Genomic DNA, 20024 nt, shown 5'->3' with positions numbered 1-20024 from the left:
CTTCACATGATCTAGTCAAGAAATGGCAGTACAATCAGTCCGGCGGGATCAAGCCCGTGCCTCGTACAGACGTCATCGGCCAGCGCGAAATACCGCTCGGCCTCGGGCATGTCGCCGCGATCCAGGTTCAGCGTCGCGAGACCATCATAGCATGGAAAGAGCTGCTGCGGCTCGCCAGTTTCGCTCGCGACCTCGATGGCCTCATTGTAGCAGCGAGCGGCCTGATCGGGCCGGAAATGGCATTGGTGGATTTGCCCGAGCACGATCAGGGGCACGGGGAGATGCTCGCGCTGATCGAGCGCACGGTCGATCTCGATCGCCTTTTCGGCAGCCGGCACACCTTGGTCGGTGCATTTGTCTGTGAAGGTGCAGCAGGCAACGGCAAAATTGGCAAGAAGGCGCGCCTGGAACCCGAGGTCGCCGATACGACGCGCGACATCCAGGCCGCGCCGACAAACTTCCATGGATTGGGCCGGGTCGATAATCGTGTAGAGCACGCCGAGATTGGTGTAGCCGCGGCAGGCCACATTGAGAAGGCCGGCGGCTTCGGCTGCTGCGACACTTTGCTCCACCTCGCGCACCGCGTCCTGGTGCCGTCCAAGCCGCGCCAGTGCAACCGCCTTTGTGTTGAGGGCCTCGGCAATGGCGCGTGCCGCCTCGAGTCCCGCCTGCTCGTCCGCGTCCGCTGGCACGGACCGGGCGTAACCCAGCGCCTCGTCCGCCCATTTCGCGGCGGCCACGTGATCGCCCATGCGAAACGCGAGACGGCCACGCTCCTGCAAAAGGTTCGCCCACTCGATGGGCGCATCGATCCCTCCGAGCAGTTCAGCAGCGTCGGCGTAATGCGTCTCTGCCTTGGTCCGCTTGCCGGCGTCCCATAATAGCCGGCCAAGCTTGCGAAGGATTCGCGCTTCGCCGATGCAGTCCTCTGCGGAGCGGTGCCCCTCCAGCGCGCTCTGGTAGTGCTCCTCGGCCGTATTGCGCCGGCCCACTCCGCCGCAGAGATCCGCGATCCGCTCGTACAGGACCAGGTGCTCCGGCTCGCATTCCCCGCTGGTCAACAATACGGCGAGGGCCTGCTGGTAGAGTCGGATGGCATCGTCATTGGCATAAGTCGCGCGTGCGCGATCGCCGGCTGCCCGCAGATAGCGCGCGCCTTTCGACTTGCGCGCACTCAGGCTGAAGTGATGCCCGAGCAGGATGTGGCCTTCGAGTCGTTCGGGCTCGCTGCCATAGAGCCGTTCCAGCGCAGCACCAATCCGTCCATGGAGTTCGATCCGCCGCTGCAAGAGCAGGTTTTGATAGATAACGTCCTGAAGCATGGTTTGCGTGAAGCGGTAGGATCGCAGCGAAATCGAATTCGTGCCCGCAACCTCCTCGACAATCTCGGCGTCGCACAGAAGTTCGAGGCCCGCTTCGACCTTCGCCGGCTCGGTTGCCGTCGCACCGAGCAGCGCCGCGTCGAAGCGCGAGCCGATCACCGCGGCCTCCTGGGCCAGCCGGCGCACCTCATGCGACAGCCGATCCAATCGCGCCAGCAACAGCGCCTGAATGCTTGCCGGAATATCGGCGGCGGCTTCATCCGACTTCATCCGCCACTGCGGGCCGTCGCGCTCCAAGGCGCCGGCTTCGATGAGACCGCGGATGATTTCTTCGAGGAAAAGTGGATTGCCACTCGCGCGTTCCAGGATACGGCTGGACAGGTTTCCCGGCGGCTCGCGCCAACTGAAATAGGCCGTGAGCAGCTTCTGTCCGTCAGCGTCCCCGAGCGGAGGCAATCGAAGGATTGTGTGGCTGATCCGACCCGAACCGAACTGATCCAGCTCCAGCATTGGTCGATGCGTAAACAACAGCATCAGTCGCGTGCGCTCCAGCCGATCCATCAGGAACCGGAGCGCCTCAAGAGACACGGCATCGGCCCAATGCAGATCCTCGACAATGATCAGAAGCGGTGACAAGGCCAAGCGACGTTCGAAGACGGTCCGGATCGCAAAGAATATCTGCCGCCGGAGCTGTTCTGGCTCGACATGCCCGAGCACGGCCTTCGGCCCGCCGAGGCCGAGAACGTGGACATAGAGCGGCATCAGCCGCTCTGCCTCTTCGGGCGTCAGGCCAAGCTCCGACAGCGCTTCAGCCAGTTTGGCCTCAGCTTCCGCGACGCTGGCCTTCTGTGCGATGCCATAGGCGCCGCGCAGCACCGCAGCGAGCGTGCCGTAGGATTGCTCGCCGAGCGGCGAGCAGATGGCCTGCCGGATCGCCACACCTGCGAAGCGCTCCTCATCGCGAATACGGGCGACAAATTCGTTCACCAGGCGGGTTTTGCCGATGCCTGCTTCGCCGACCAGCCGCACCAGTTGCGCCGCGCCGCCGCACGCGCGATCGAGGCTGCCGATCACACGAGCAAGCTCAGCGTCCCGCCCGATCAGCGGCGCACTGAGGCCCAGCGTGTCGAGGCCTCGCGCCGGACGCGGCATGTCGAGCGGCCCCTTCAGACGATGGACCAGGACACTGCCCATCTTGCCCTTGAGCGAAACCTCGCCTAGCGATTCATACGAGAATGCATGGCGGGTCAGACGGTAGGTCAAGGGCCCGACCAGCACCTCGTCCGGCGGCGCCATCGACTGCAATCGCTGGGCGGTATTCACCGTGTCGCCGGTCACCGAATAGGACTTGGCAACGCCCACACCCAGTCCGCCTGCGACCACGTGGCCGGTGTTGATACCAATGTGGAGCAGCAGCGGTGCGCCGGCATAGATCTTCGCACGTTCGCTGAGCTGCTCCGTCCGCTTGATCATGTCGAGGGCAGCGCGGACTGCCCGCTCCGGATCGTCCTCATGTGCAGCCGGCGCGCCGAACAGCGCGAGCAGCGCATCGCCGATGAATTTGTCCACGAAGCCGCCAAAGCCTTGCACCGCTTCCGTCAGTTCCTCGAACAATTCGTTCTGAAGCGTCTGCATGACCTCTGGGTCGAGGCGTTCGCTCATCGCAGTGAAGCCGCTGAGGTCGGCAAACAGCACGGTTATGGTGCGGCGGTTGGCTTCGTTGTCGAGCTTGTCCGGCTGCGGTCGAGATGCCTGTTGAGAGTCGGCTGTCGGCACCAGCGGCGGTGAGGAGGCCCTGATCGATGCTGCCGGCCGGCTCGGTCGCGCCGATCCCCCGGCTTTGGAGGCCTCGCAGATGAGCGCGCCGCATTTCGGGCAATACGCGAAATCGGGTGCGCATGCATAGCCGCAGCCGGGGCACGCGTCCGGCTGCTTGGTGCCGCATTTCGGGCAGAAAGCAAAGCCGCTCTGAACCTCGGAACCGCAGCAAGGGCAGTTCATGCCTCAAGTCCTCGCGGAAGCCGCGATGGCGCGATCGACTGGACCTGCCGGAGGGCCCAGGGAGCTGGCAAGCATGGGCTCGTCGCAGAGGAAGAGCAAGCGGTGGTTGGTTAACGGCCGGGAACGGGGTTTCACTCCTCCCCGTAACTGCGCAGCTTCTCGATATCGAGAATGGTGACGCCGCCGTAGTCCAGCCGCAGCAGCCCCTCCTTCTCCAGCCGGTTCAGCGCGCGGTTCGCATTCTGGCGGGACATGCCGGAGAGCGCGCCGATCTCCTCCTGGGTGATCTCCAGATGCGCTGTCGATTCCGGATAGAGGATTGGATTGAACAGCGAGGCGATGCTCCGGGCAAGCCGCGCGGTAGCGTCGAGCGTGCGATTGACCTCGAGCATGCCGATGAACTGGCCGAGCCGTTCGTTGAGCTGGCGCACCAGAAAGCGGTTGAAGCCGACGCTGTTCTCGAACAGCCACATGAAGGCGGCACGCTCCATCAGCGCCACTCGACTGTGGCGGAGCGCAACGACGTCGTAGCGGCGCGGCTCGTTCTTGAGCACGCTGCCCTCGCCGAACCAGGCGCCGGCGGTGAGCCCGGCAAGGCTCGTCTCCTTGCCGTCGCGCGAGACCCCGCCCATCCGTGCAAGACCGCTCACCATGCCGGCCCAGTAGGCGAACGTGTCGCCGCGCATGAACACGGTTTCGCCGGTGCGGTAGGACCGCTCGGTGATTCCGGCGCGAGCGGCCTCGATCTCCGCTTCCGTGAGTTCGCGCGACCACGCGGCAACCCGCTTCAGTTGATCCTCTGAAATCATGATCCGGAAGCCAGCCGCACCGTTTCGTCACTCCGCTCTTCTGCTGCACTGCAACACATTGCTTCGGCCGTCATCCGGCGAAAGAAGGTGGTCGCCGCCGCCCGAAAATACTTTGTCGCAGAATTGTCAGGTGCGGGACATTTCAAAATAGCGCTTTCCCCTATTGAGGACCACCTTGGGCGATGCGGCTTTTGATCCCGATCGGGAGCGAGAGCCGCGCGGTCCCGGTCGAGACCATCTGCTGCATGGCCTCACCGGCACGGCCGTACTAGGATCGCCCGACAGGAACGCACGAAGAGCGCCAATCAAGCGCCATCACCGGGGAGGGATTTGTTTGGTGGCGACCAGTCTTGAAGTGCGCGGCGTGTCCTTGCGGTTTGGCGGTGTCCGTGCGCTGACCGATGTCGGCTTCGCCATCAGGAAGGGCGAGCTGTTCTCGATCATCGGCCCCAACGGCGCCGGCAAGACCTCGATCGTGAACTGTATCTCCGGCCGCTACAAGCCGACCGAAGGCCAATTGTTCTACCAGGGCCGCGACATCACCGACCTGACGCCGAACGCGCGTGCTTCGCTCGGTATCGGCCGCACCTTCCAGAATCTGGCGCTGTTCCACCATATGAGCGTGCTCGACAACATCATGGTCGGGCGCCATCACCTCCTGAAGAACAATTTCTTGACGGGCTCGCTGTACTGGCTCACCGGCGCACGCGAGGAAGAGCTCGAGCACCGCCGCAAGGTCGAGGAAATCATCGACTTCCTCGACCTCCAGTCGGTGCGAAAGGCGCAAGCCGGCACGCTCTCCTATGGCCTGCGCAAGCGTGTGGAACTCGCCCGCGCCATGGCGCTGGAGCCGCACCTCATCCTCCTCGACGAGCCGATGGCCGGCATGAACTTCGAGGAGAAGGAGGACATGGCCCGCTACATCGTCGACCTCAACGAGGAGTTCGGCATGACGGTGGTGATGATCGAGCACGATATGGGGGTGGTGATGGACATCTCCCACCGCGTCATAGTGCTGGATTTCGGCCGCAAGATCGCCGAGGGCGATCCGGCCGCCGTGCTCGCCGATCCCCACGTCAGGCGCGCCTATCTCGGCGAAGAGGACGAGGTGCTGGTCGATCCCGACGATGCCCCGGCGGCGCAGGAGAGCGCGGCATGATGGATTACGCGGGCCGTGTCGCGCAGGCCGATACCTATCCAAAGATGCTCCGGCTCAATGCGAAGGAGCACGGCAACGAGATCGCGTTGCGCGAAAAAGATCTCGGGCTCTGGCGCCTCTTCACCTGGAATGATTACCAGATGCGCGTGCGCGATTTCGCGCTCGGCCTCGTCGAACTGGGCTTGGGGCGCGACGATGTCGTGGGCATCATCGGCGACAACCGGCCGGACTGGGTCGCGGCGGAAGTCGCCACCCATGCCATTGGTGGATTGAGCCTCGGGCTTTATCGCGACGTGCTGGACGAAGAGGCCTCTTATCTCCTCACCTATGGCGAGGCGCAACTCGTCTTCGCGGAGGACGAGGAGCAGGTCGACAAGCTTCTCATGCTCGCCGAGCGCGTGCCGAGACTGAAGCACATCATCTATTCCGACCCGCGCGGCATGCGGAAGTACGATGATCCACGGCTGATGTCGGCGGAGGCATTCGCCGAGCTCGGCCGGGCGCGGGCCGCACGCGAACCGGAGCTTTACGACCGGCTGGTGGACGCGACCAAGGGCGAGGACGTCGCGATCCTCTGCACGACGTCCGGCACCACCTCGCATCCGAAGCTCGCGATGCTCGCCGCCGGCCGCGTGCTCGGCCATTGTGCGACCTATCTCGCCTTCGATCCGAAGGGACCGGACGACGAATACGTCTCGGTGCTGCCGCTGCCGTGGATCATGGAACAAGTCTACGTCCTGGGCAAAGGCCTGCTGTGCCGGATGAAGATCAACTTTGTCGAAGAGCCGGACACGATGATGAACGATCTGCGCGAGATCGCGCCGACGTTCGTGCTGTTTGCGCCGCGGGTGTGGGAATCGATCGCCGCCGATGTCCGCGCCAAGGTGATGGACGCGACGCCGTTCAAGCAGCGCCTGTTCGAGATCGGCATGAAGCGCGGGCTTGCCGCGATCGAACAGGGCAAGCGTTCGGGCTTTGCCGATACGATCCTGTTCCGCGCGCTGCGCGACCGCCTCGGCTTCACCCGCCTGCGTTCTGCCGCAACTGGCGGCGCGGCGCTTGGGCCCGACACCTTCAAATTTTTCCAGGCGATGGGCGTGCCGCTACGCACCCTGTACGGCCAGACCGAGATGTTGGGGGCCTACACGCTGCACCCTGAGGGCAAGGTCGACCCTGATACCACCGGCGTGCCGATGGCCGACAGCGTGGAGATCCGCATCGACAATGCCGACGTCCACGGCGTCGGCGAGATCGTGGTGCGGCATCCCCATATGTTCCTCGGTTACTACAAGAACCCGGAGGCGAGCGTCGCTGACATCAGGGATGGCTGGATGCTGTCGGGCGATGCCGGCTATTTCAACGCCAGCCAGCAGCTCGTCGTAATCGATCGCATCAAGGATCTCGCCGAGACCTCGCGCGGCGAGCGCTTCTCACCGCAGTTCATCGAGAACAAGCTGAAATTTTCGCCCTATATCGCGGAAGCCGTGGTGCTGGGCGCCGGCCGCGACGCGCTCGCGGCGATGATCTGCATCCGCTATTCCATCATCTCGAAATGGGCGGAGAAGAACCGGCTCTCGTTCACGACCTACAGCGATCTCGCCTCTCGGCCTGAGGTGTACGCGCTGCTCCGCAAGGAAGTCGAGACCGTCAACGCCACGCTGCCGCCGGCGCAACGCATCTCGCGCTTCCTGCTGCTCTACAAGGAGCTCGATGCCGACGACGGCGAGCTCACCCGCACCCGAAAAGTGCGTCGCAGTGTCATCAACGAGAAATACGCTGAAATCATCGACGCGATCTACCGCGGCGACGCCGACATCCCCGTCGACACCGTGATCCGTTTCCAGGACGGCACCACGCAGAGGGTGCGAACGACACTGCGGGTGGTGGACCTGGGTGGGCATGGGCACATGGCGGAGGCCGCGGAGTGATCAGTTTGCTTGCGCTGCCGTCATGGCCGGGCTTGTCCCGGCTATCCACGATACTGCCGCGGGCGGGAGGAAAGACGTGGATGCCCGGGACAAGCCCGGGCATGACGACCGAGAATTCGTCGCCAGCCATCATTGATCGAGCTACCTGCACATGAACACCGCCTTCCTCATCCAGCTCCTGGTCAACGGCCTCGTGGTCGGCACGCTCTATGGCGTGGTCGCGATGTCGTTCGTGCTGATCTACAAGGCGACGCAGGTTGTCAATTTCGCTCAAGGCGAGCTCTTGCTGGTCGGCGCCTGGGTGTGCTGGGCGCTGCTTGCGAAGTACCAAGTACCGTTCTGGATCGGCATGCCCATGACACTGGTGTTCATGTTCGTGTTCGGCATCGCGATCCAGGTGCTGATCCTGCGGCCCATGATCGGTGAACCCATCATCTCGGTCATCATGGTGACGATTGGGCTGTCCACCGTGCTCCAGGCCACGCTGAAATGGATGTTCGGCGTCAATCCGCAGCCGTTCCCGCGCGTGTTCGAGAGCCAGTCGGTCAGCCTGTTCGGGCTCCAGATCCAGACCGTCTATGTCATGAGCCTGGTGGTATCGGTCGCGATGATGATCGGCATGGCCTGGTTCTTCCGCGCCTCCAAATACGGCCTGGCGATGCGCGCCACCGCGTTCAACCAGCAAGTGGCGCAGTCGCTCGGCATCTCCGTGAAGAGTGTATTCGCAATGGCCTGGGCAATCTCCGCCACGGTCTCGGCGGTCGCGGGCGTTGTGGTCGCGGTGGTCAACGGCGTGTCGTCGGGCCTGGCCGGCTACGGCATCAAAGTGTTTCCGGCGGCGATCCTCGGCGGGCTCGATTCCGTCGGCGGTGCCGTGCTCGGCGGCATCATCATCGGGCTACTCGAGAACGTGGCGCAATATATCGACAGCGAGTATCTGCACTGGGGCAATCTTTACGAGATCGCGCCGTTCTACGTCCTCATCATCGTGCTGATGATCAAGCCCTACGGCCTGTTCGGCACCCACGACATCGAGCGAATCTGATCCATGGCCGGCCCTGCCCTCATCCCTGCTGGTGATTTCCGCACCTCCTATGCGGCCGACACCACGATCTTCCCGACCACGACCAGCCGCAACTTTGCGATAACGGGCGTGTTGCTGCTTTGCCTGGTGCCGCAAGTCCTCGGTGGCTACTGGCTCAGCATCCTCATTCAGATCGGCATCTTCTCGATCGCAGCGCTGGGGCTGAACATCCTGGTCGGCTTCACCGGGCAGATCTCGATCGGGCATGCCGCTTTCTTCCTTCTCGGCGCTTTCACCTCGGCCTACATCTCCAACAACGCCCCGATGCCGGTGTTTTTTGCGATCCCGCTCGCGGGCGTCGTCACCGCGCTGGTGGGTCTGGTGTTCGGCATCCCGGCGGCGCGGCTGAAGGGGCTCTATCTCGTCATCGCAACGTTGGCGGCGCAATATATCCTGCTCGACTTCTTCTCCCGCGCGGAGTGGTTCACCGGGGGCTCGGTGCCGGCCAGCGCCGAGCCGTTTTCCATCTTCGGCTACACGCTGCGCGGCGACAAACAATATTTCTACGTCGTGTTGGCTTATGTGATCGCGAGCTACGTCCTCGTCACCAATCTGATGCGCACGCGCGACGGCCGCGCGCTGGTGGCGATCCGCGACCATTATCTCTCCGCGGAGATCATGGGCATCAATCTCGCCAAGTACCGCACGCTGTCGTTTGGCCTCGCCGCTTTCTTCGCCGGCATTGCCGGCGCACTCTACGCTCATTACCAGCTCGTGGTCTCGCAGGAAGGCTTTGGCATCGAGCGCTCGATCCTGTTCCTGGCGATGATCATCATCGGCGGCACCGGCTCGATCATGGGCACGCTGATGGGCACCGCCTTCGTGGTGCTGTTGCCGGAATCGATGGAATTTCTCAGCGTGGCGCTGAAGGGCGGCGCGATCGACAAGGCGCTCTCGCTCAACAACAACATCACCTTCCTGCGCGAAATCGCGATCGGGGCGATCATCATCGCCTTCCTGATGTTCGAGCCGGACGGACTCGCGCATCGCTGGCGGCAGATCAAGGCTTACTGGAAACTCTACCCGTTCTCGCATTGAGCGCGGGCAACTCTCTGACCAACAAATAAACAGAGGAGGCAACCCATGAAGACAAAATCCCTTTTGAGTACCGCATCGCTCGCGCTTGTGATCGCCGTAGTCTCGGCGGGCGCGCAGGCACAGATCGCGATCGGGCATCTCGCCGATTATTCCGGCGGCACCTCCGACGTCGGCACGCCCTATGGTCAGGCCGTCGCCGACACCTTTGCCTGGGTCAACAAGAACGGCGGCGTCGGCGGCAAGCAGCTCAATGTCGACACCAACGATTACGGCTACCAGGTGCCGCGCGCGATCGCGCTCTACAAGAAGTGGTCGGCGCCGGACAGCAAGGTCGCCGCGATCATGGGTTGGGGCACCGCCGATACCGAGGCGCTGACCGGCTTCCTCGCCCAGGACAAGATTCCGGACATGTCCGGCTCCTATGCCGCAGCCCTCACCGATCCCGAAGGCGTCAGCGGCAAGGCCAAGCCCGCGCCCTACAATTTCTTCTACGGCCCGAGCTATTCGGATTCGCTCCGCGCGATGCTGATGTGGGCGGCTGAGGACTGGAAGGCCAAGGGCAGGCCCGGCAAACCGAAATTCGTGCATATGGGCGCCAACCACCCCTACCCGAACGCGCCGAAGGCCGCCGGCGAAGCCATGGCGCAGGAACTCGGCTTCGAGGTGCTGCCGCCGCTGGTGTTCGCGCTCGCGCCAGGCGATTACAGCGCGCAGTGCCTGAGCCTGAAATCCTCGGGCGCCAACTATGCCTATCTCGGCAACACCGCCGCCTCCAACATCTCGGTGATGAAGGCCTGCAAGACCGCCGGGGTCGATATCCAGTTCATGGGCAATGTTTGGGGCATGGACGAGAATGCCGCCAAGACCGCAGGCGATGCCGCCAACGGGGTGATCTTCCCCTTGCGCACCGCCGTGAGCTGGGGCGGCGATGCGCCCGGCATGAAGACGGTGATGGAAATCTCGAAGATGTCCGACCCCACCGGCAAGGTCTACCGTCCGGTGCACTACATCGCGGCGGTCTGCTCGGCGCTCTACATGAAGGAAGCGCTCGACTGGGCCGCCAAGAACGGCGGCGCCACCGGTGACAACGTCGTGAAGGGTTTTTACCAGAAGAAGGACTGGGTGCCATCAGGCATGGAGGGCGTCTGCAATCCCTCGACCTGGACCGACAAGGACCATCGCGGCACGCTGAAGGTCGACCTCTATCGCACCAGGATATCGGGCGCGACCGACGGCGACCTCAACGACCTCATGGCCAAGGGCACGATCAAGCTCGAGAAGGTCAAGACCGTGGAGCTGCCGCGCAAGCCGGAATTGCTGGGGTGGTAAAGCCAACCACGGGCGTCATGGCCGGGCTTGTCCCGGCCATCCACGTCTGACCAGTCGGCTCGAAGAACGTGGATGCCCGGGACAAGCCTGGACAAGCCCGGGCATGACGAGAGTATCAAATTGGCGGCAGACCCAATGACCGAAATCCTCGAAGCCATTCGTCCCCCTCCCAGTATCCTCCCCGCGCCGCCCCTCCTCGCCGTGCGCAACATCGAGGTCGTCTATGATGACGTCATCCTGGTGCTGCGCGGCCTCAGCCTCGACGTGCCAAAGGGCGCGATCGTGGCACTGCTCGGCGCCAACGGCGCCGGCAAGTCGACGACGCTGAAGGCGATCTCGGGACTGCTCAAGACCGAGGACGGCGAGGTCACGCGTGGCGAGATCCTGTTCGAGGGCGAGCGGATCAATGGCATCGACCCCGACAAGATCGTGCGCCGCGGCATTTTCCAGGTGATGGAGGGCCGGCGCATCATCGCCGACATGACTTCGCTGGAAAACCTCAGGCTCGGCGCCTTCACCCGCCGGGACCGTGAGGTCGATGCCGATCTCGACATGGTCTTCAATTATTTCCCGCGCCTGAAGGAGCGCACCGGCCTTGCCGGTTATCTCTCCGGCGGCGAGCAGCAGATGCTCGCGATCGGCCGCGCGCTGATGGCGCGCCCGAAGATGATCCTGATGGACGAACCGTCGATGGGCCTCTCGCCGCTGCTGGTGAAGGAGGTGTTTTCCATCATCCAGAAGATCAACCGCGAGCTCGGCGTTACCATTCTTTTGGTCGAGCAGAACGCGCGCGCCGCGCTGTCGGTGGCGAGCCATGGCTACATCATGGAGCAGGGTAAGGTCGTGCTCGACGGCACCGCGGACGAATTGCGCGACAATGAGGACGTCAAGGAATTCTATCTCGGCGGCGCCGGCGACCAACGCAAGAGCTTCAAAAACCTCAAGAGCTTCAAACGGCGCAAGCGCTGGCTGTGACCAACAAGGCTTTCGAGCCTAACCCAGCACCTGCTCCGCTTCCGTGACTGCGCAGAGAACATGATAGAACGACGACGCAGGAATCGTGTCGATCAGCGAATTGCCGTCGCGGTCGAACTGATCGTACCAGCCGCCCCTCACGGGATGGCTGAGATAATGCCGTTCGAGCAGCACCAGCGCCGCGCGCGCCTCCTCCGCCGCGCCCGCCTCCCCGGACTCGGCCTGCGCGATCCAGGCCTTCGCAATCTCGGTCTGCGGCCACAGCCGGCGCGTGCTGCGGCGGATGTTGCCGGTATCGTCGCCCTCGTCGATGAGGCAGCCAGTGGCCTCGTCGCGATAGCGCTGCGCGGTGGCCAAGAGCTCGGCGCGCCGCTGTCCGGTCGGACATCCCGTGATGCGCTCAAAGCCCTTCAGCAGCCAGACCCACTCCGCCTGATGACCCGGCTCGACACTGACCGGTTCGATCTTCGACCAGTCCTCCTCGAAATATTCGCCGAGCGCACGCTTCTGCTTGTCGTAGAGATTGGCGAGGAACAGCGCGAAGAACTCGCCGGCGCGGTTCTGGAACGACAGATCGTGGGTCGCGTCGAAGCACGCAATCATCGCCTCGAACAGATGCATGTGCGGATTCTGCCGGCGCGGCAGCGAAACCGGCAGGCCTTCGTGGACGCCGCCATGCGGCGAGCGCAGATGGCCGTCGAGGAAGGAAAGCAGGGCATCGATCTCGGCGCGAATCTGCGCATCCTTGTCGAGCGAATAGACGGTCGCCAGCGCAAACAGGATGAAAGCGTGGTCGTAGGCGTCGCGCCGCGAGTCCAGCACCGTCCCCTCCGGCGTCAGCCGGTGCACGTAGCCGGGCCGGCCGTCGGGTGCTTTGGCTTTGGCCAGCATGTGCTCGAGCCCCTTCAGCGCGATGGCGCGGCCGTCGGGATACCAGCCCATCTGCGCCGCCTTGGCGTAGCACCAGATCTGGCGCGCCTGTACGAACACGCGCCGCGGCGCGGCCACATCAGCTGTACCGTCACGGTACAACCGGTCGATGAATCCCCCTGCCGCGTGGTCCCAGCCCACCGTGGACCACAACGGCATCGCCTCATCGATCATACGGCCCTTCAGGCGCGCAACGACATCGGCCGCCGCTTCTGCCGGAATGATGCGTTCGTCCGCCATCGTGCCCTCTTCAAGCCCCGCCAATGGACGTCTGATACCCATGCAAGTGGCGGCGCGCAACAGATCCCAACGCGGAAAGACCAGCCATGACCGCCCATTACGACGCCCTCGAGACGCGCGACCAAGCCGCGCGCGAGGCCGAACTGTTTTCCGGTCTGCCCGGCGTCCTGCGCAGCGCAATGGCCGCGCCCGCCTATGCCGAGCGGCTCAAGGGCGTTGATCCAGGCGCAGTGACCTCCAGAACGGCGCTGGCGCGCCTGCCGGTGCTGCGCAAATCGGAACTGCCGGCCCTGCACAAGGCTTCCACGCCCTTCGGCGGCTTCGTGGCGGCGGCGCCCGGCTCGTTCGCCCGTCTCTTCACGTCGCCCGGTCCGATCTTCGAACCGGAAGGGCGGCAGGCCGATCCCTGGCGCGGCGCGCGGGCGCTGTTCGCGGCAGGGTTCCGGGAAGGCGATGTCGTGCTCAACACATTCAGCTACCATCTGACGCCGGGCGGCTTCATCTTCGATTCCTCCGCACGTGCGCTCGGCTGCGCAGTGATCCCCGCCGGTCCGGGCAACATCGAGCAGCAGTTCGAGTTGATCGAGGCCTATAAGCCCATCGGCTATAGCGGCACGCCTGATTTCTTGAAGATCCTGCTCGACGGCGCCGCGACCGCAGGCCGTGACGTCTCCTCGATCAAGCGCGCGCTGGTTTCGGGCGCCGCCTTTCCGCCTTCGCTCCAGGCCGAAATCAAGGCGCGGGGCATTGACGCCTACCAGGGCTTCGGCACCGCTGACCTCGGCCTCATCGCCTTCGAGACCGCGGCGCACGACGGCATGGTCGTGACCGAGGACCTGATCATGGAGATCGTCAAACCCGGCACCGGCGATCCCGTCGTTGCCGGCGACGTCGGCGAGATCGTGGTGACCTCGCTCGATCCACATCATCCCTGGATCCGGCTTGCGCTCGGCGACCTCACCGCGGCGCTGCCGGGCCCGAGCCGTTGCGGGCGCACCAACATGCGCATCAAGGGCTGGATGGGCCGCGCCGACCAGACCACCAAGGTGAAAGGCATGTTCGTCCGTCCCGATCAGGTCGCCGAGATCGGCAAGCGCCACCCCGCGCTCGGGAGATTGCGCCTGGTCGTCACGCGCCAGGCCGAGACCGATGCGATGACATTGAAGGCCGAAACAAATGCATCGAGCGACGTGTTGCGCGAGGAGATCGCCGCCAGCTTGCGCGCGGTGACGAAGCTCGGCGGCAATGTCGAGCTGGTCGGCCTCGGCGCGCTGCCGAACGACGGCAAGATCATTGCGGATGAACGGTAAGCAATGACAGACGAGCCCTCGGGAAATAACAGGGCAAATTCAACAAACGCGGCGCCTTTTGAGAATGTACCTGCGCAAGAAACAGGAGAAAACAAGGGGGTTGGCGGCCTAATTCCCGCGATCGGAAACCGGGAAATCGACCGAGTCTGTGCGGGAAAATGGCCGATGCCCGGTCAAGTCTTGCTGCATGCGCCGCGGCCGGCTCTCACCTCTGACGGACCAATGCAGCGTCTCATGCGCCCAAATATGTTTGACCGCTGCGATTTTCCTGCCTAAGAAAGCGCTAGCGATGTGGTCTGAGCGACCTGCATTCGCCCGCTTCAGAAACCCAGAAAGCGAGCCCAGCATGAACGAGTTGCGCGAGACCCGCGCCTCGGCGTGTGGTGCCTTTTTGTGGTCGTCTGCCGCATAACAGGTCTCACTCCGAGGCGTTAGCCAAAATGGAGGTGAGACAATGCGATCCAACGAGAACGACGATCCGAGCGATGGCGCACCTGGCGCGCGCACCTACGAAGTCGGCTACGGCAAACCGCCAAAGGACACGCGTTTTGGCTCGCGGCCGCAGCCGCAACGAACGCTGACCAAGCGGACCTCGGCAAATCGCCCCGACATCGCAGCGCTGTTGGATAAGCCCGTCGAGGTCAAGCTCAGGGGGAAGGCCAGGAAGGTGCATCCGCACGAGGCGCTGCTCCATGGCCTATTTGCTGCGGTCGTTCAGGGGCGGCTCCGCGCGATCAAGCAGTTCTTACGTGAATGCGGCCGCGCCGGCCTGCTCGACCCTGAGGTCGCGCAGCTCGCCGTCGTGATCCACCTCCCGAATGAGCTGCCCGCGGACCTCGCCGGCTACATTTTGATGCGAGAGGGACCGCCGCCCTGGGACGAAGCAACCTTGACGCCGTATTTGGCCGAATATGACCGCGATCTCGCGCGGCTAAAAACATTAAAGGACGAGGCTCTCGCACAAGCACGCGCGGAGGGTCAAAATGTCTTCTAGCACCACGAGGCAAAATGGCGGCTCTGCATCCGGACGCAAGCCACCGCCGGAGACAACGCGTTTCCAAAAAGGCCAATCCGGCAATCCCGCAGGCAGGCCGAAGGGCACGGTCAGCATGGCCGCGATCACAAGAAAGGTCGCGCTGTCGAAAATCCCGCTGACCCTGAACGGCAAGCGGCAAACGCTGACGCGTCTCGAGATTGCCGTCCTCAAGCTCACGGCGCTCGCGGCGCTCGGCTCGCCCGCCGCAGCGGAGGAGCTGCACAAGATTAGAAATCAAACAGCGCCCGGCCCGGCCGACCGCCAAGGAGGCGTATTGGTCGTGCCGGCTGAGATGTCGATGAAAGAGTACATCAGCGCCGAGATGGAGCACAACAAGAACAAAATCGAGCCCGGCACGGCCATCAACCTTGATGCGGAGGAGTTCATCAAGGCGGTCCGCGGCGAGCCTTCGGCTTACGGCAACGCACTGCTGGCGCACGATAGAAAATACCGGGGCGAACATGACTGACGACAGCCCGACCCTTTACGATCTCTATGATGAGACCAGCCTCACCTATTGGGCACGGCTCGTTGCAACGGGCGTCCAGCCCAATCGCGAGCAACTCGCCGCCCTGGTGGAAGCCAATCTCGCCGCGCCGCTGCCGAGTTGGCTCAACCCGTTGATCCTCAAGGGCCTGCGCGGCGAATTGAAAGGCAAGCCCGGGCGGCCGAAGAAAGCGGCACTCGATCAATACCGCCTCGCCCTTGCCATCCGGGACTATAGGCGCTTGCTCCAAGAGCTGCCTCAATCCGAGCAGACCGAGACCAAAGGCCGCTCCAAACAAAGCCACGGGCGGGTCTCCGAGCCGCTGCACGAACGCGCAGCCAAGATCGCCATCAAGAGCTGGGATCTGCGGATGAGCGCAAGATCGTTTCTCAATGAGGCCGCTTCAGAAAAATACCGCCTGGTTTGATCTGAATGAGCCGGCCCCTGCTGCTCGCTAAGAACTCGTTTTGTAACCAGCAAAGGGAGTTCTTCATGTTGCAAGCCACCCCAAAGCACCGCGAGCTCGCGATCGTCTACCAGGATACATCCGCCCTCAACCCTCGCGCGTCCAACCCGCGCACGCACTCCAAAAAGCAAATCGAGCAAATCGCAAAGGCGATCGAAAAGTTCGGCTTTACCAATCCGATACTGATCGACCCGGACAACGGCGTGATCGCCGGCCATGGCCGGCTCGCGGCGGCGACGCTGATCGGGATTGCCCAGGTTCCGACGCTCCGCCTGGCGGATCTGAGCGAGGCCGAGATCCGCGCCTACGTGATCGCTGACAACAAGCTTGCCGAGAATGCGGGCTGGGACAAACGGCTGCTCGGGCTCGAGCTGCAGTACCTCCACGAGCTCAACATCGATCTGGACCTCACCATTACCGGCTTCGAAATGCCCGAGATCGACATCCTGATTGGCGAGGCCGCTGAGGCGGCAAGCGAGACCGATGATGCGGCCGACGGGCCCATCGAGCCCGCCGCCGGAGCACCGATCACTCAGAGCGGGGATCTTTGGCGAATCGGCGAGCATCGTCTGATCTGCGGCGATTCAACCGAGCTTGAGACCTATCGCTCTCTGCTCGGCGACAAGAGGGCGCAGATGGTGTTTGCCGACCCGCCCTATAACGTTCCGATTGCAGGGAACGTCTCTTGCCACGGCGAGATCATGCACGGCGAATTCGCCATGGCTTCCGGCGAGATGTCCCGGTCCGAATTTACCGCCTTCCTCAACTCCGTGTTCCGCAACCTAATAACCTGCACGATTGACGGCGCGATTCATTTCCAGTGCATCGATTGGCGGCATATCCAGGACATGCTTGCGGCCGCCGAGGGCGTCTACAGCGAGCTCAAGAACCTGTGCGTCTAGGCCAAGACCAACGCGGGCATGGGCTCGTTCTACCGCTCCCAACACGAGCTCGTTTGCGTGTTCAAGTCCGACGCCGCGCCGCACATCAACAACATTGAGCTCGGCAAGCATGGTCGCAACCGCACCAACGTCTGGACCTATGCCGGCGTGAACGCCTTCGGGGAGGCCCGGTCGGACCTTGCGTTGCATCCGACCGTTAAACCCATTGCGATGGTCGAGGATGCCATCCGCGACTGTTCGCGCCGCAAAGCAATCATCCTCGATCCGTTTCTCGGCTCAGGCACGACGCTGATCGCCGCCGAGCGAACCGGCCGGGTCGGTCACGGCATCGAGATCGACCCGCGCTATTGTGATGTCGCGCTGCGCCGCCTCAAGACGGTGTGCGGCCTGGATGCAATCCTGGAGACGACGTCCGAGACGTTCGAGCAGGTTGCGGCCCGACGTCAGGTACAATCTGAAACGCGACAGGCTGCCGAATAGCGAACTTGCCCGGCCGGCGACCACCACATCCACCGCCGGCCGGGCGGCGCGAAGTCTAATCGCACCCGCCCGTCTTCGCTCACCTCCAGTGCGCGCTCGCTCAACCAGCCGAATAGCCCGGCCTCGACCGCGGCGTTCGCGACCTTCACGGGAGACGGCCGTCATGATCTCGTCATCAGCCGCCAAAATCAAAATCGCGCAACGACACTCTAAGCTCATTCCCAACCGCTGCCCTTGCTGCCCGCAGCCGTCGAGTCTGGGCAGATGAGCGGTCGAGGCGGGCTTCGGACCAGCAAGCTTCACAAAGATCAGCGCTTCGCCGCATCCTTGGCCAATTCCATTGCGAGATCTAGAGCTGCAACCCCAATTTGATCTGAAGGATTGGAGCTGCAGCGCCGCTCCATCCAGGCGACAATCGCTGAGAAATCGCCGCCGCCGACAATCTCTCTGTCGCCGCTGACATTTAGCCCGCTGACGAAGCCCATGACCCAGGATTCGAAGGTTTCCTTCACGACCGGGTTCTTCTTCCTGTTGATCCAAGCTTTGCAAGACTGAGAGCCGGCACCAACGATCGTTGATCCGGCCTTCAGACACGTTGTCGGCAGAAGCAGCATGGCGATGACGACTAGCGCTCTTATCATCTTTTGCTCCGACCGAAACGGCGATGGTCGAGCAACGTACGTCCGAAAAAGGCTTGTGTCAGCTTAGCCGTGGGCTTCCAAAACAAGCCACCGGCTGTGCGAATCGGCGCAAGCTCCGCCGAGAATGGGAGAGGCGAGCACCTCGGCTTCGGGTCGGCGCCGGCAAGCCGCTGCCTGTCCTGGGCCAGGTTGAGGACCATACCGGGAGGCGCAAATGGTCCGCGCCTCCTGTCGCACGTAGCCTCCCCGCTTAGTCCAGGGCAGATGCACCACAACGAAAAAGCCCCGGGCGATGCCGGGGCTTTGTCGTTTGAACTTGCGTTCGGATCAGTACTTCGCGACGACCGGACCGGTCCAGTTGAAGCGGTAAACCAGCGAGGTCGAGATCGTCTGGTTCCAGCTGTTGGCACGGACGCTGTTGCCAACCGGAACATTGCCGACATCGAGCAGCTCGTCCTGAGTTTTGGCGTTGTAGAAGGCCGAGCGATATTCGGTCTTCATGAACCAGCCGGGCGAAGAGATGCCGAAGATGTTCAGGCTGTTTTCGACACCACCGCCGACGAACCAGCCGTTGCGGTTGTAGCTGTTGAGGTGGGCACCGGCGGGGACGCCGGCCAGCGTCAGGAAGTTGGTCTGGCCGAAGTGAGCGCCGGAGTAACCACCATTGACGTAGGAGAGAACGTTAGGAGCAACCAGCCAGCCCAGGCGGACACCAGCGGCCCAGGAGTCTTCCAGCTTCTGAGTGCCGGTGATGCCGAGGGTCGGATCCTGGACCGTGGCGCGGATGCTGCCGAACTGACCGTCGGCGAACACGCCGGCCACCCAGGTGCCGCTGAACTGCCAGTCGTAGCCAAGACCGACGGTGCCGAACCAGCCCGAACCACCCTGACGCTGATCGATCGTCAGCGGAATAGCGCCGACCGTGGTCTGGACATGCTGGTCGGCAGCCGAAAGGCCACCGCCGCCGCCGCCAAAAATGTAGAAGCCAGTCCAGTTGGCAACCGGGGCCGCCATCGGCGCCTTCACATAGGGACGGGCCGCGAGGTCAGCCGCCGAAGCCGAACCGGTCATCGCCGCCACCGCGGTGAGAGCGAGCAAAATCTTCTTCATCACAAAATCCCCAAGCAGTGTGCGTCGATGTCTTAGCTAATCTAGCCTGAACGGCTAAAAATGCTGTAACTCACGGGCCACAGTGACGGGCAATCGATCGGCGATGCTGGCTAGCAATAAGGCAATCCTGGCTGAACTATTCCGCGACAATCCGGCGGCAATCGCCGGCTATCTAACTGAAAAGATGAGAAAAAATGACTTTGATGCCACGCGGACGAGTCTGAGCCTCGTTATGCAGGCTCAAAACGTGCAGATGTTAGCGCGAGATGCCGGTCTAAGGCGGGATACCCTGTACAGAACATTTGGTGGCCGAATCGACCCTCAGCTCAGCCGAATCCTGAGGCTGTTCGTTGCGCTCAACCTGCGAGCCGGCGTGGTGCTAGCGGATCCTTCCGAGGTGCAGACTGCACCCGGCTGGGCGTCGCCCGATGCATCCGAAGCGTTCGCAAAGCGACTAACGCAAGGCTTCGCCGGCAATAGCTTCGAGGAGGCACTCCTCGCATTGAGAGAAGCTGTGCTCTCGCAGAATGTCTCCGCCCTTGCGCGGGGTGCAGGCATCGAGCGGAGAACGATGTACAAGACATTCGGGGGCGCCGTGGACCCACATCTCAGTCGAATCTTGAAGGTCCTCGCGGCGATGCAGCTTCGGCTCCTTATCGTCGCGCTTCCACACAGGTCGGAGCTACCGCGACCCAAACTTGGTCGGCCCTCAAAGGCTTTAAAAACCTCCAAGTAGAGTGCCGCCGATCTTCAAGACCCGCCATAAATATTTGAATC

18 protein-coding genes are annotated in these 20024 nt (G+C 63.1%); 13 read left to right on the top strand and 5 right to left on the bottom strand.

The window, feature by feature from the left end; all coding sequences use genetic code 11:
- Positions 1-11 precede the first annotated feature (11 nt).
- Together AC0L2O_RS19490 and AC0L2O_RS19485 are read right to left on the bottom strand one after the other, a co-directional pair.
- A complete protein-coding gene (locus AC0L2O_RS19490) occupies positions 12-3323 on the bottom strand; it encodes an adenylate/guanylate cyclase domain-containing protein (RefSeq protein WP_473370843.1) in 3312 nt (1103 codons plus the stop codon).
- Positions 3324-3454: 131 nt separating this feature from the next.
- Positions 3455-4132 (bottom strand): Crp/Fnr family transcriptional regulator, encoded by a 678-nt coding sequence (locus AC0L2O_RS19485; RefSeq protein ID WP_473370842.1) that lies wholly within the window; start codon positions 4130-4132, stop codon positions 3455-3457.
- A gap of 337 nt (positions 4133-4469) precedes the next feature.
- On the opposite strand from AC0L2O_RS19485, the gene AC0L2O_RS19480 reads away from it, so the two are divergent.
- The 6 genes from AC0L2O_RS19480 (at position 4470) to AC0L2O_RS19455 (ending at position 11645) form a co-directional block, all read left to right on the top strand.
- Entirely contained in the window at positions 4470-5291 is an 822-nt protein-coding gene (locus AC0L2O_RS19480) for an ABC transporter ATP-binding protein (protein WP_473370841.1), read from the top strand.
- A complete protein-coding gene (locus tag AC0L2O_RS19475) occupies positions 5288-7219 on the top strand; it encodes an AMP-binding protein (protein ID WP_473370840.1) in 1932 nt (643 codons plus the stop codon). Before AC0L2O_RS19480 ends, AC0L2O_RS19475 begins: the two co-directional genes overlap by 4 nt.
- A 151-nt stretch (positions 7220-7370) precedes the next feature.
- Entirely contained in the window at positions 7371-8264 is an 894-nt protein-coding gene (locus AC0L2O_RS19470; RefSeq protein WP_473370839.1) for a branched-chain amino acid ABC transporter permease, read from the top strand.
- Between the two features lie 3 nt (positions 8265-8267).
- On the top strand, positions 8268-9341 hold the full coding sequence (locus AC0L2O_RS19465; RefSeq protein WP_473370838.1) for a branched-chain amino acid ABC transporter permease: 1074 nt from the start codon (positions 8268-8270) through the stop codon (positions 9339-9341).
- Positions 9342-9386: 45 nt separating this feature from the next.
- Positions 9387-10670, top strand: a complete 1284-nt coding sequence (locus AC0L2O_RS19460; RefSeq protein WP_473370837.1) for an ABC transporter substrate-binding protein — start codon at positions 9387-9389, stop codon at positions 10668-10670.
- A 135-nt stretch (positions 10671-10805) separates the two neighbouring features.
- The gene (locus AC0L2O_RS19455) at positions 10806-11645 is read left to right on the top strand and encodes an ABC transporter ATP-binding protein (protein WP_473370836.1); all 840 of its coding nucleotides are present in this window, start codon (positions 10806-10808) and stop codon (positions 11643-11645) included.
- Positions 11646-11663: 18 nt separating this feature from the next.
- Here the strand turns inward: AC0L2O_RS19455 and AC0L2O_RS19450 are convergent, their stop codons facing one another.
- On the bottom strand, positions 11664-12815 hold the full coding sequence (locus AC0L2O_RS19450; RefSeq protein WP_473370835.1) for an AGE family epimerase/isomerase: 1152 nt from the start codon (positions 12813-12815) through the stop codon (positions 11664-11666).
- Positions 12816-12901: 86 nt separating this feature from the next.
- Between AC0L2O_RS19450 and AC0L2O_RS19445 the strand changes: the two genes are divergently transcribed.
- The 6 genes from AC0L2O_RS19445 to AC0L2O_RS19420 all read left to right on the top strand — a co-directional run bounded on the left by AC0L2O_RS19445 (position 12902) and on the right by AC0L2O_RS19420 (position 17496).
- The gene (locus AC0L2O_RS19445; protein WP_473370834.1) at positions 12902-14125 is read left to right on the top strand and encodes a phenylacetate--CoA ligase family protein; all 1224 of its coding nucleotides are present in this window, start codon (positions 12902-12904) and stop codon (positions 14123-14125) included.
- Positions 14126-14579: 454 nt separating this feature from the next.
- A complete protein-coding gene (locus AC0L2O_RS19440) occupies positions 14580-15119 on the top strand; it encodes a hypothetical protein (RefSeq protein ID WP_473370833.1) in 540 nt (179 codons plus the stop codon).
- Complete coding sequence (locus AC0L2O_RS19435; protein ID WP_473370832.1) at positions 15109-15630, top strand: DUF5681 domain-containing protein; 522 nt, start codon at positions 15109-15111, stop codon at positions 15628-15630. The genes AC0L2O_RS19440 and AC0L2O_RS19435 overlap by 11 nt, the downstream gene beginning before the upstream one ends.
- Entirely contained in the window at positions 15623-16075 is a 453-nt protein-coding gene (locus tag AC0L2O_RS19430) for a hypothetical protein (protein WP_473370831.1), read from the top strand. Before AC0L2O_RS19435 ends, AC0L2O_RS19430 begins: the two co-directional genes overlap by 8 nt.
- A 65-nt stretch (positions 16076-16140) precedes the next feature.
- The gene (locus AC0L2O_RS19425; protein ID WP_473370830.1) at positions 16141-17016 is read left to right on the top strand and encodes a ParB N-terminal domain-containing protein; all 876 of its coding nucleotides are present in this window, start codon (positions 16141-16143) and stop codon (positions 17014-17016) included.
- Positions 17017-17034: 18 nt separating this feature from the next.
- Entirely contained in the window at positions 17035-17496 is a 462-nt protein-coding gene (locus AC0L2O_RS19420; RefSeq protein WP_473370829.1) for a DNA-methyltransferase, read from the top strand.
- A 308-nt stretch (positions 17497-17804) separates the two neighbouring features.
- Here AC0L2O_RS19420 and AC0L2O_RS19415 read toward each other — a convergent pair whose 3' ends face one another.
- Both AC0L2O_RS19415 and AC0L2O_RS19410 read right to left on the bottom strand, forming a co-directional pair.
- The gene (locus AC0L2O_RS19415) at positions 17805-18137 is read right to left on the bottom strand and encodes a hypothetical protein (RefSeq protein WP_473370828.1); all 333 of its coding nucleotides are present in this window, start codon (positions 18135-18137) and stop codon (positions 17805-17807) included.
- Positions 18138-18464: 327 nt separating this feature from the next.
- The gene (locus AC0L2O_RS19410; protein WP_473370827.1) at positions 18465-19247 is read right to left on the bottom strand and encodes an outer membrane protein; all 783 of its coding nucleotides are present in this window, start codon (positions 19245-19247) and stop codon (positions 18465-18467) included.
- Between the two features lie 103 nt (positions 19248-19350).
- Between AC0L2O_RS19410 and AC0L2O_RS19405 the strand changes: the two genes are divergently transcribed.
- The gene (locus AC0L2O_RS19405) at positions 19351-19983 is read left to right on the top strand and encodes a helix-turn-helix domain-containing transcriptional regulator (RefSeq protein WP_473370826.1); all 633 of its coding nucleotides are present in this window, start codon (positions 19351-19353) and stop codon (positions 19981-19983) included.
- The last annotated feature ends 41 nt before the right edge of the window (positions 19984-20024 follow it).

This window comes from Bradyrhizobium sp. Kon10 (assembly GCF_055807395.1).
Note: the sequence above shows the minus strand (reverse complement) of the source record. Positions and strands in the feature narration are given on the sequence as shown.

Bases quoted from the DNA above. Each gene is read 5' to 3' on its own strand.
- AC0L2O_RS19490 (WP_473370843.1), bottom strand. From the start codon at position 3,323: ATGAACTGCCCTTGCTGCGGTTCCGAGGTTCAGAGCGGCTTTGCTTTC.
- AC0L2O_RS19485 (WP_473370842.1), bottom strand. From the start codon at position 4,132: ATGATTTCAGAGGATCAACTGAAGCGGGTTGCCGCGTGGTCGCGCGAA.
- AC0L2O_RS19475 (WP_473370840.1), top strand. From the start codon at position 5,288: ATGATGGATTACGCGGGCCGTGTCGCGCAGGCCGATACCTATCCAAAG.
- AC0L2O_RS19470 (WP_473370839.1), top strand. From the start codon at position 7,371: ATGAACACCGCCTTCCTCATCCAGCTCCTGGTCAACGGCCTCGTGGTC.
- AC0L2O_RS19465 (WP_473370838.1), top strand. From the start codon at position 8,268: ATGGCCGGCCCTGCCCTCATCCCTGCTGGTGATTTCCGCACCTCCTAT.
- AC0L2O_RS19460 (WP_473370837.1), top strand. From the start codon at position 9,387: ATGAAGACAAAATCCCTTTTGAGTACCGCATCGCTCGCGCTTGTGATC.
- AC0L2O_RS19455 (WP_473370836.1), top strand. From the start codon at position 10,806: ATGACCGAAATCCTCGAAGCCATTCGTCCCCCTCCCAGTATCCTCCCC.
- AC0L2O_RS19450 (WP_473370835.1), bottom strand. From the start codon at position 12,815: ATGGCGGACGAACGCATCATTCCGGCAGAAGCGGCGGCCGATGTCGTT.
- AC0L2O_RS19445 (WP_473370834.1), top strand. From the start codon at position 12,902: ATGACCGCCCATTACGACGCCCTCGAGACGCGCGACCAAGCCGCGCGC.
- AC0L2O_RS19440 (WP_473370833.1), top strand. From the start codon at position 14,580: ATGCGATCCAACGAGAACGACGATCCGAGCGATGGCGCACCTGGCGCG.
- AC0L2O_RS19435 (WP_473370832.1), top strand. From the start codon at position 15,109: ATGTCTTCTAGCACCACGAGGCAAAATGGCGGCTCTGCATCCGGACGC.
- AC0L2O_RS19430 (WP_473370831.1), top strand. From the start codon at position 15,623: ATGACTGACGACAGCCCGACCCTTTACGATCTCTATGATGAGACCAGC.
- AC0L2O_RS19425 (WP_473370830.1), top strand. From the start codon at position 16,141: ATGTTGCAAGCCACCCCAAAGCACCGCGAGCTCGCGATCGTCTACCAG.
- AC0L2O_RS19420 (WP_473370829.1), top strand. From the start codon at position 17,035: ATGGGCTCGTTCTACCGCTCCCAACACGAGCTCGTTTGCGTGTTCAAG.
- AC0L2O_RS19415 (WP_473370828.1), bottom strand. From the start codon at position 18,137: ATGATAAGAGCGCTAGTCGTCATCGCCATGCTGCTTCTGCCGACAACG.
- AC0L2O_RS19410 (WP_473370827.1), bottom strand. From the start codon at position 19,247: ATGAAGAAGATTTTGCTCGCTCTCACCGCGGTGGCGGCGATGACCGGT.
- AC0L2O_RS19405 (WP_473370826.1), top strand. From the start codon at position 19,351: ATGCTGGCTAGCAATAAGGCAATCCTGGCTGAACTATTCCGCGACAAT.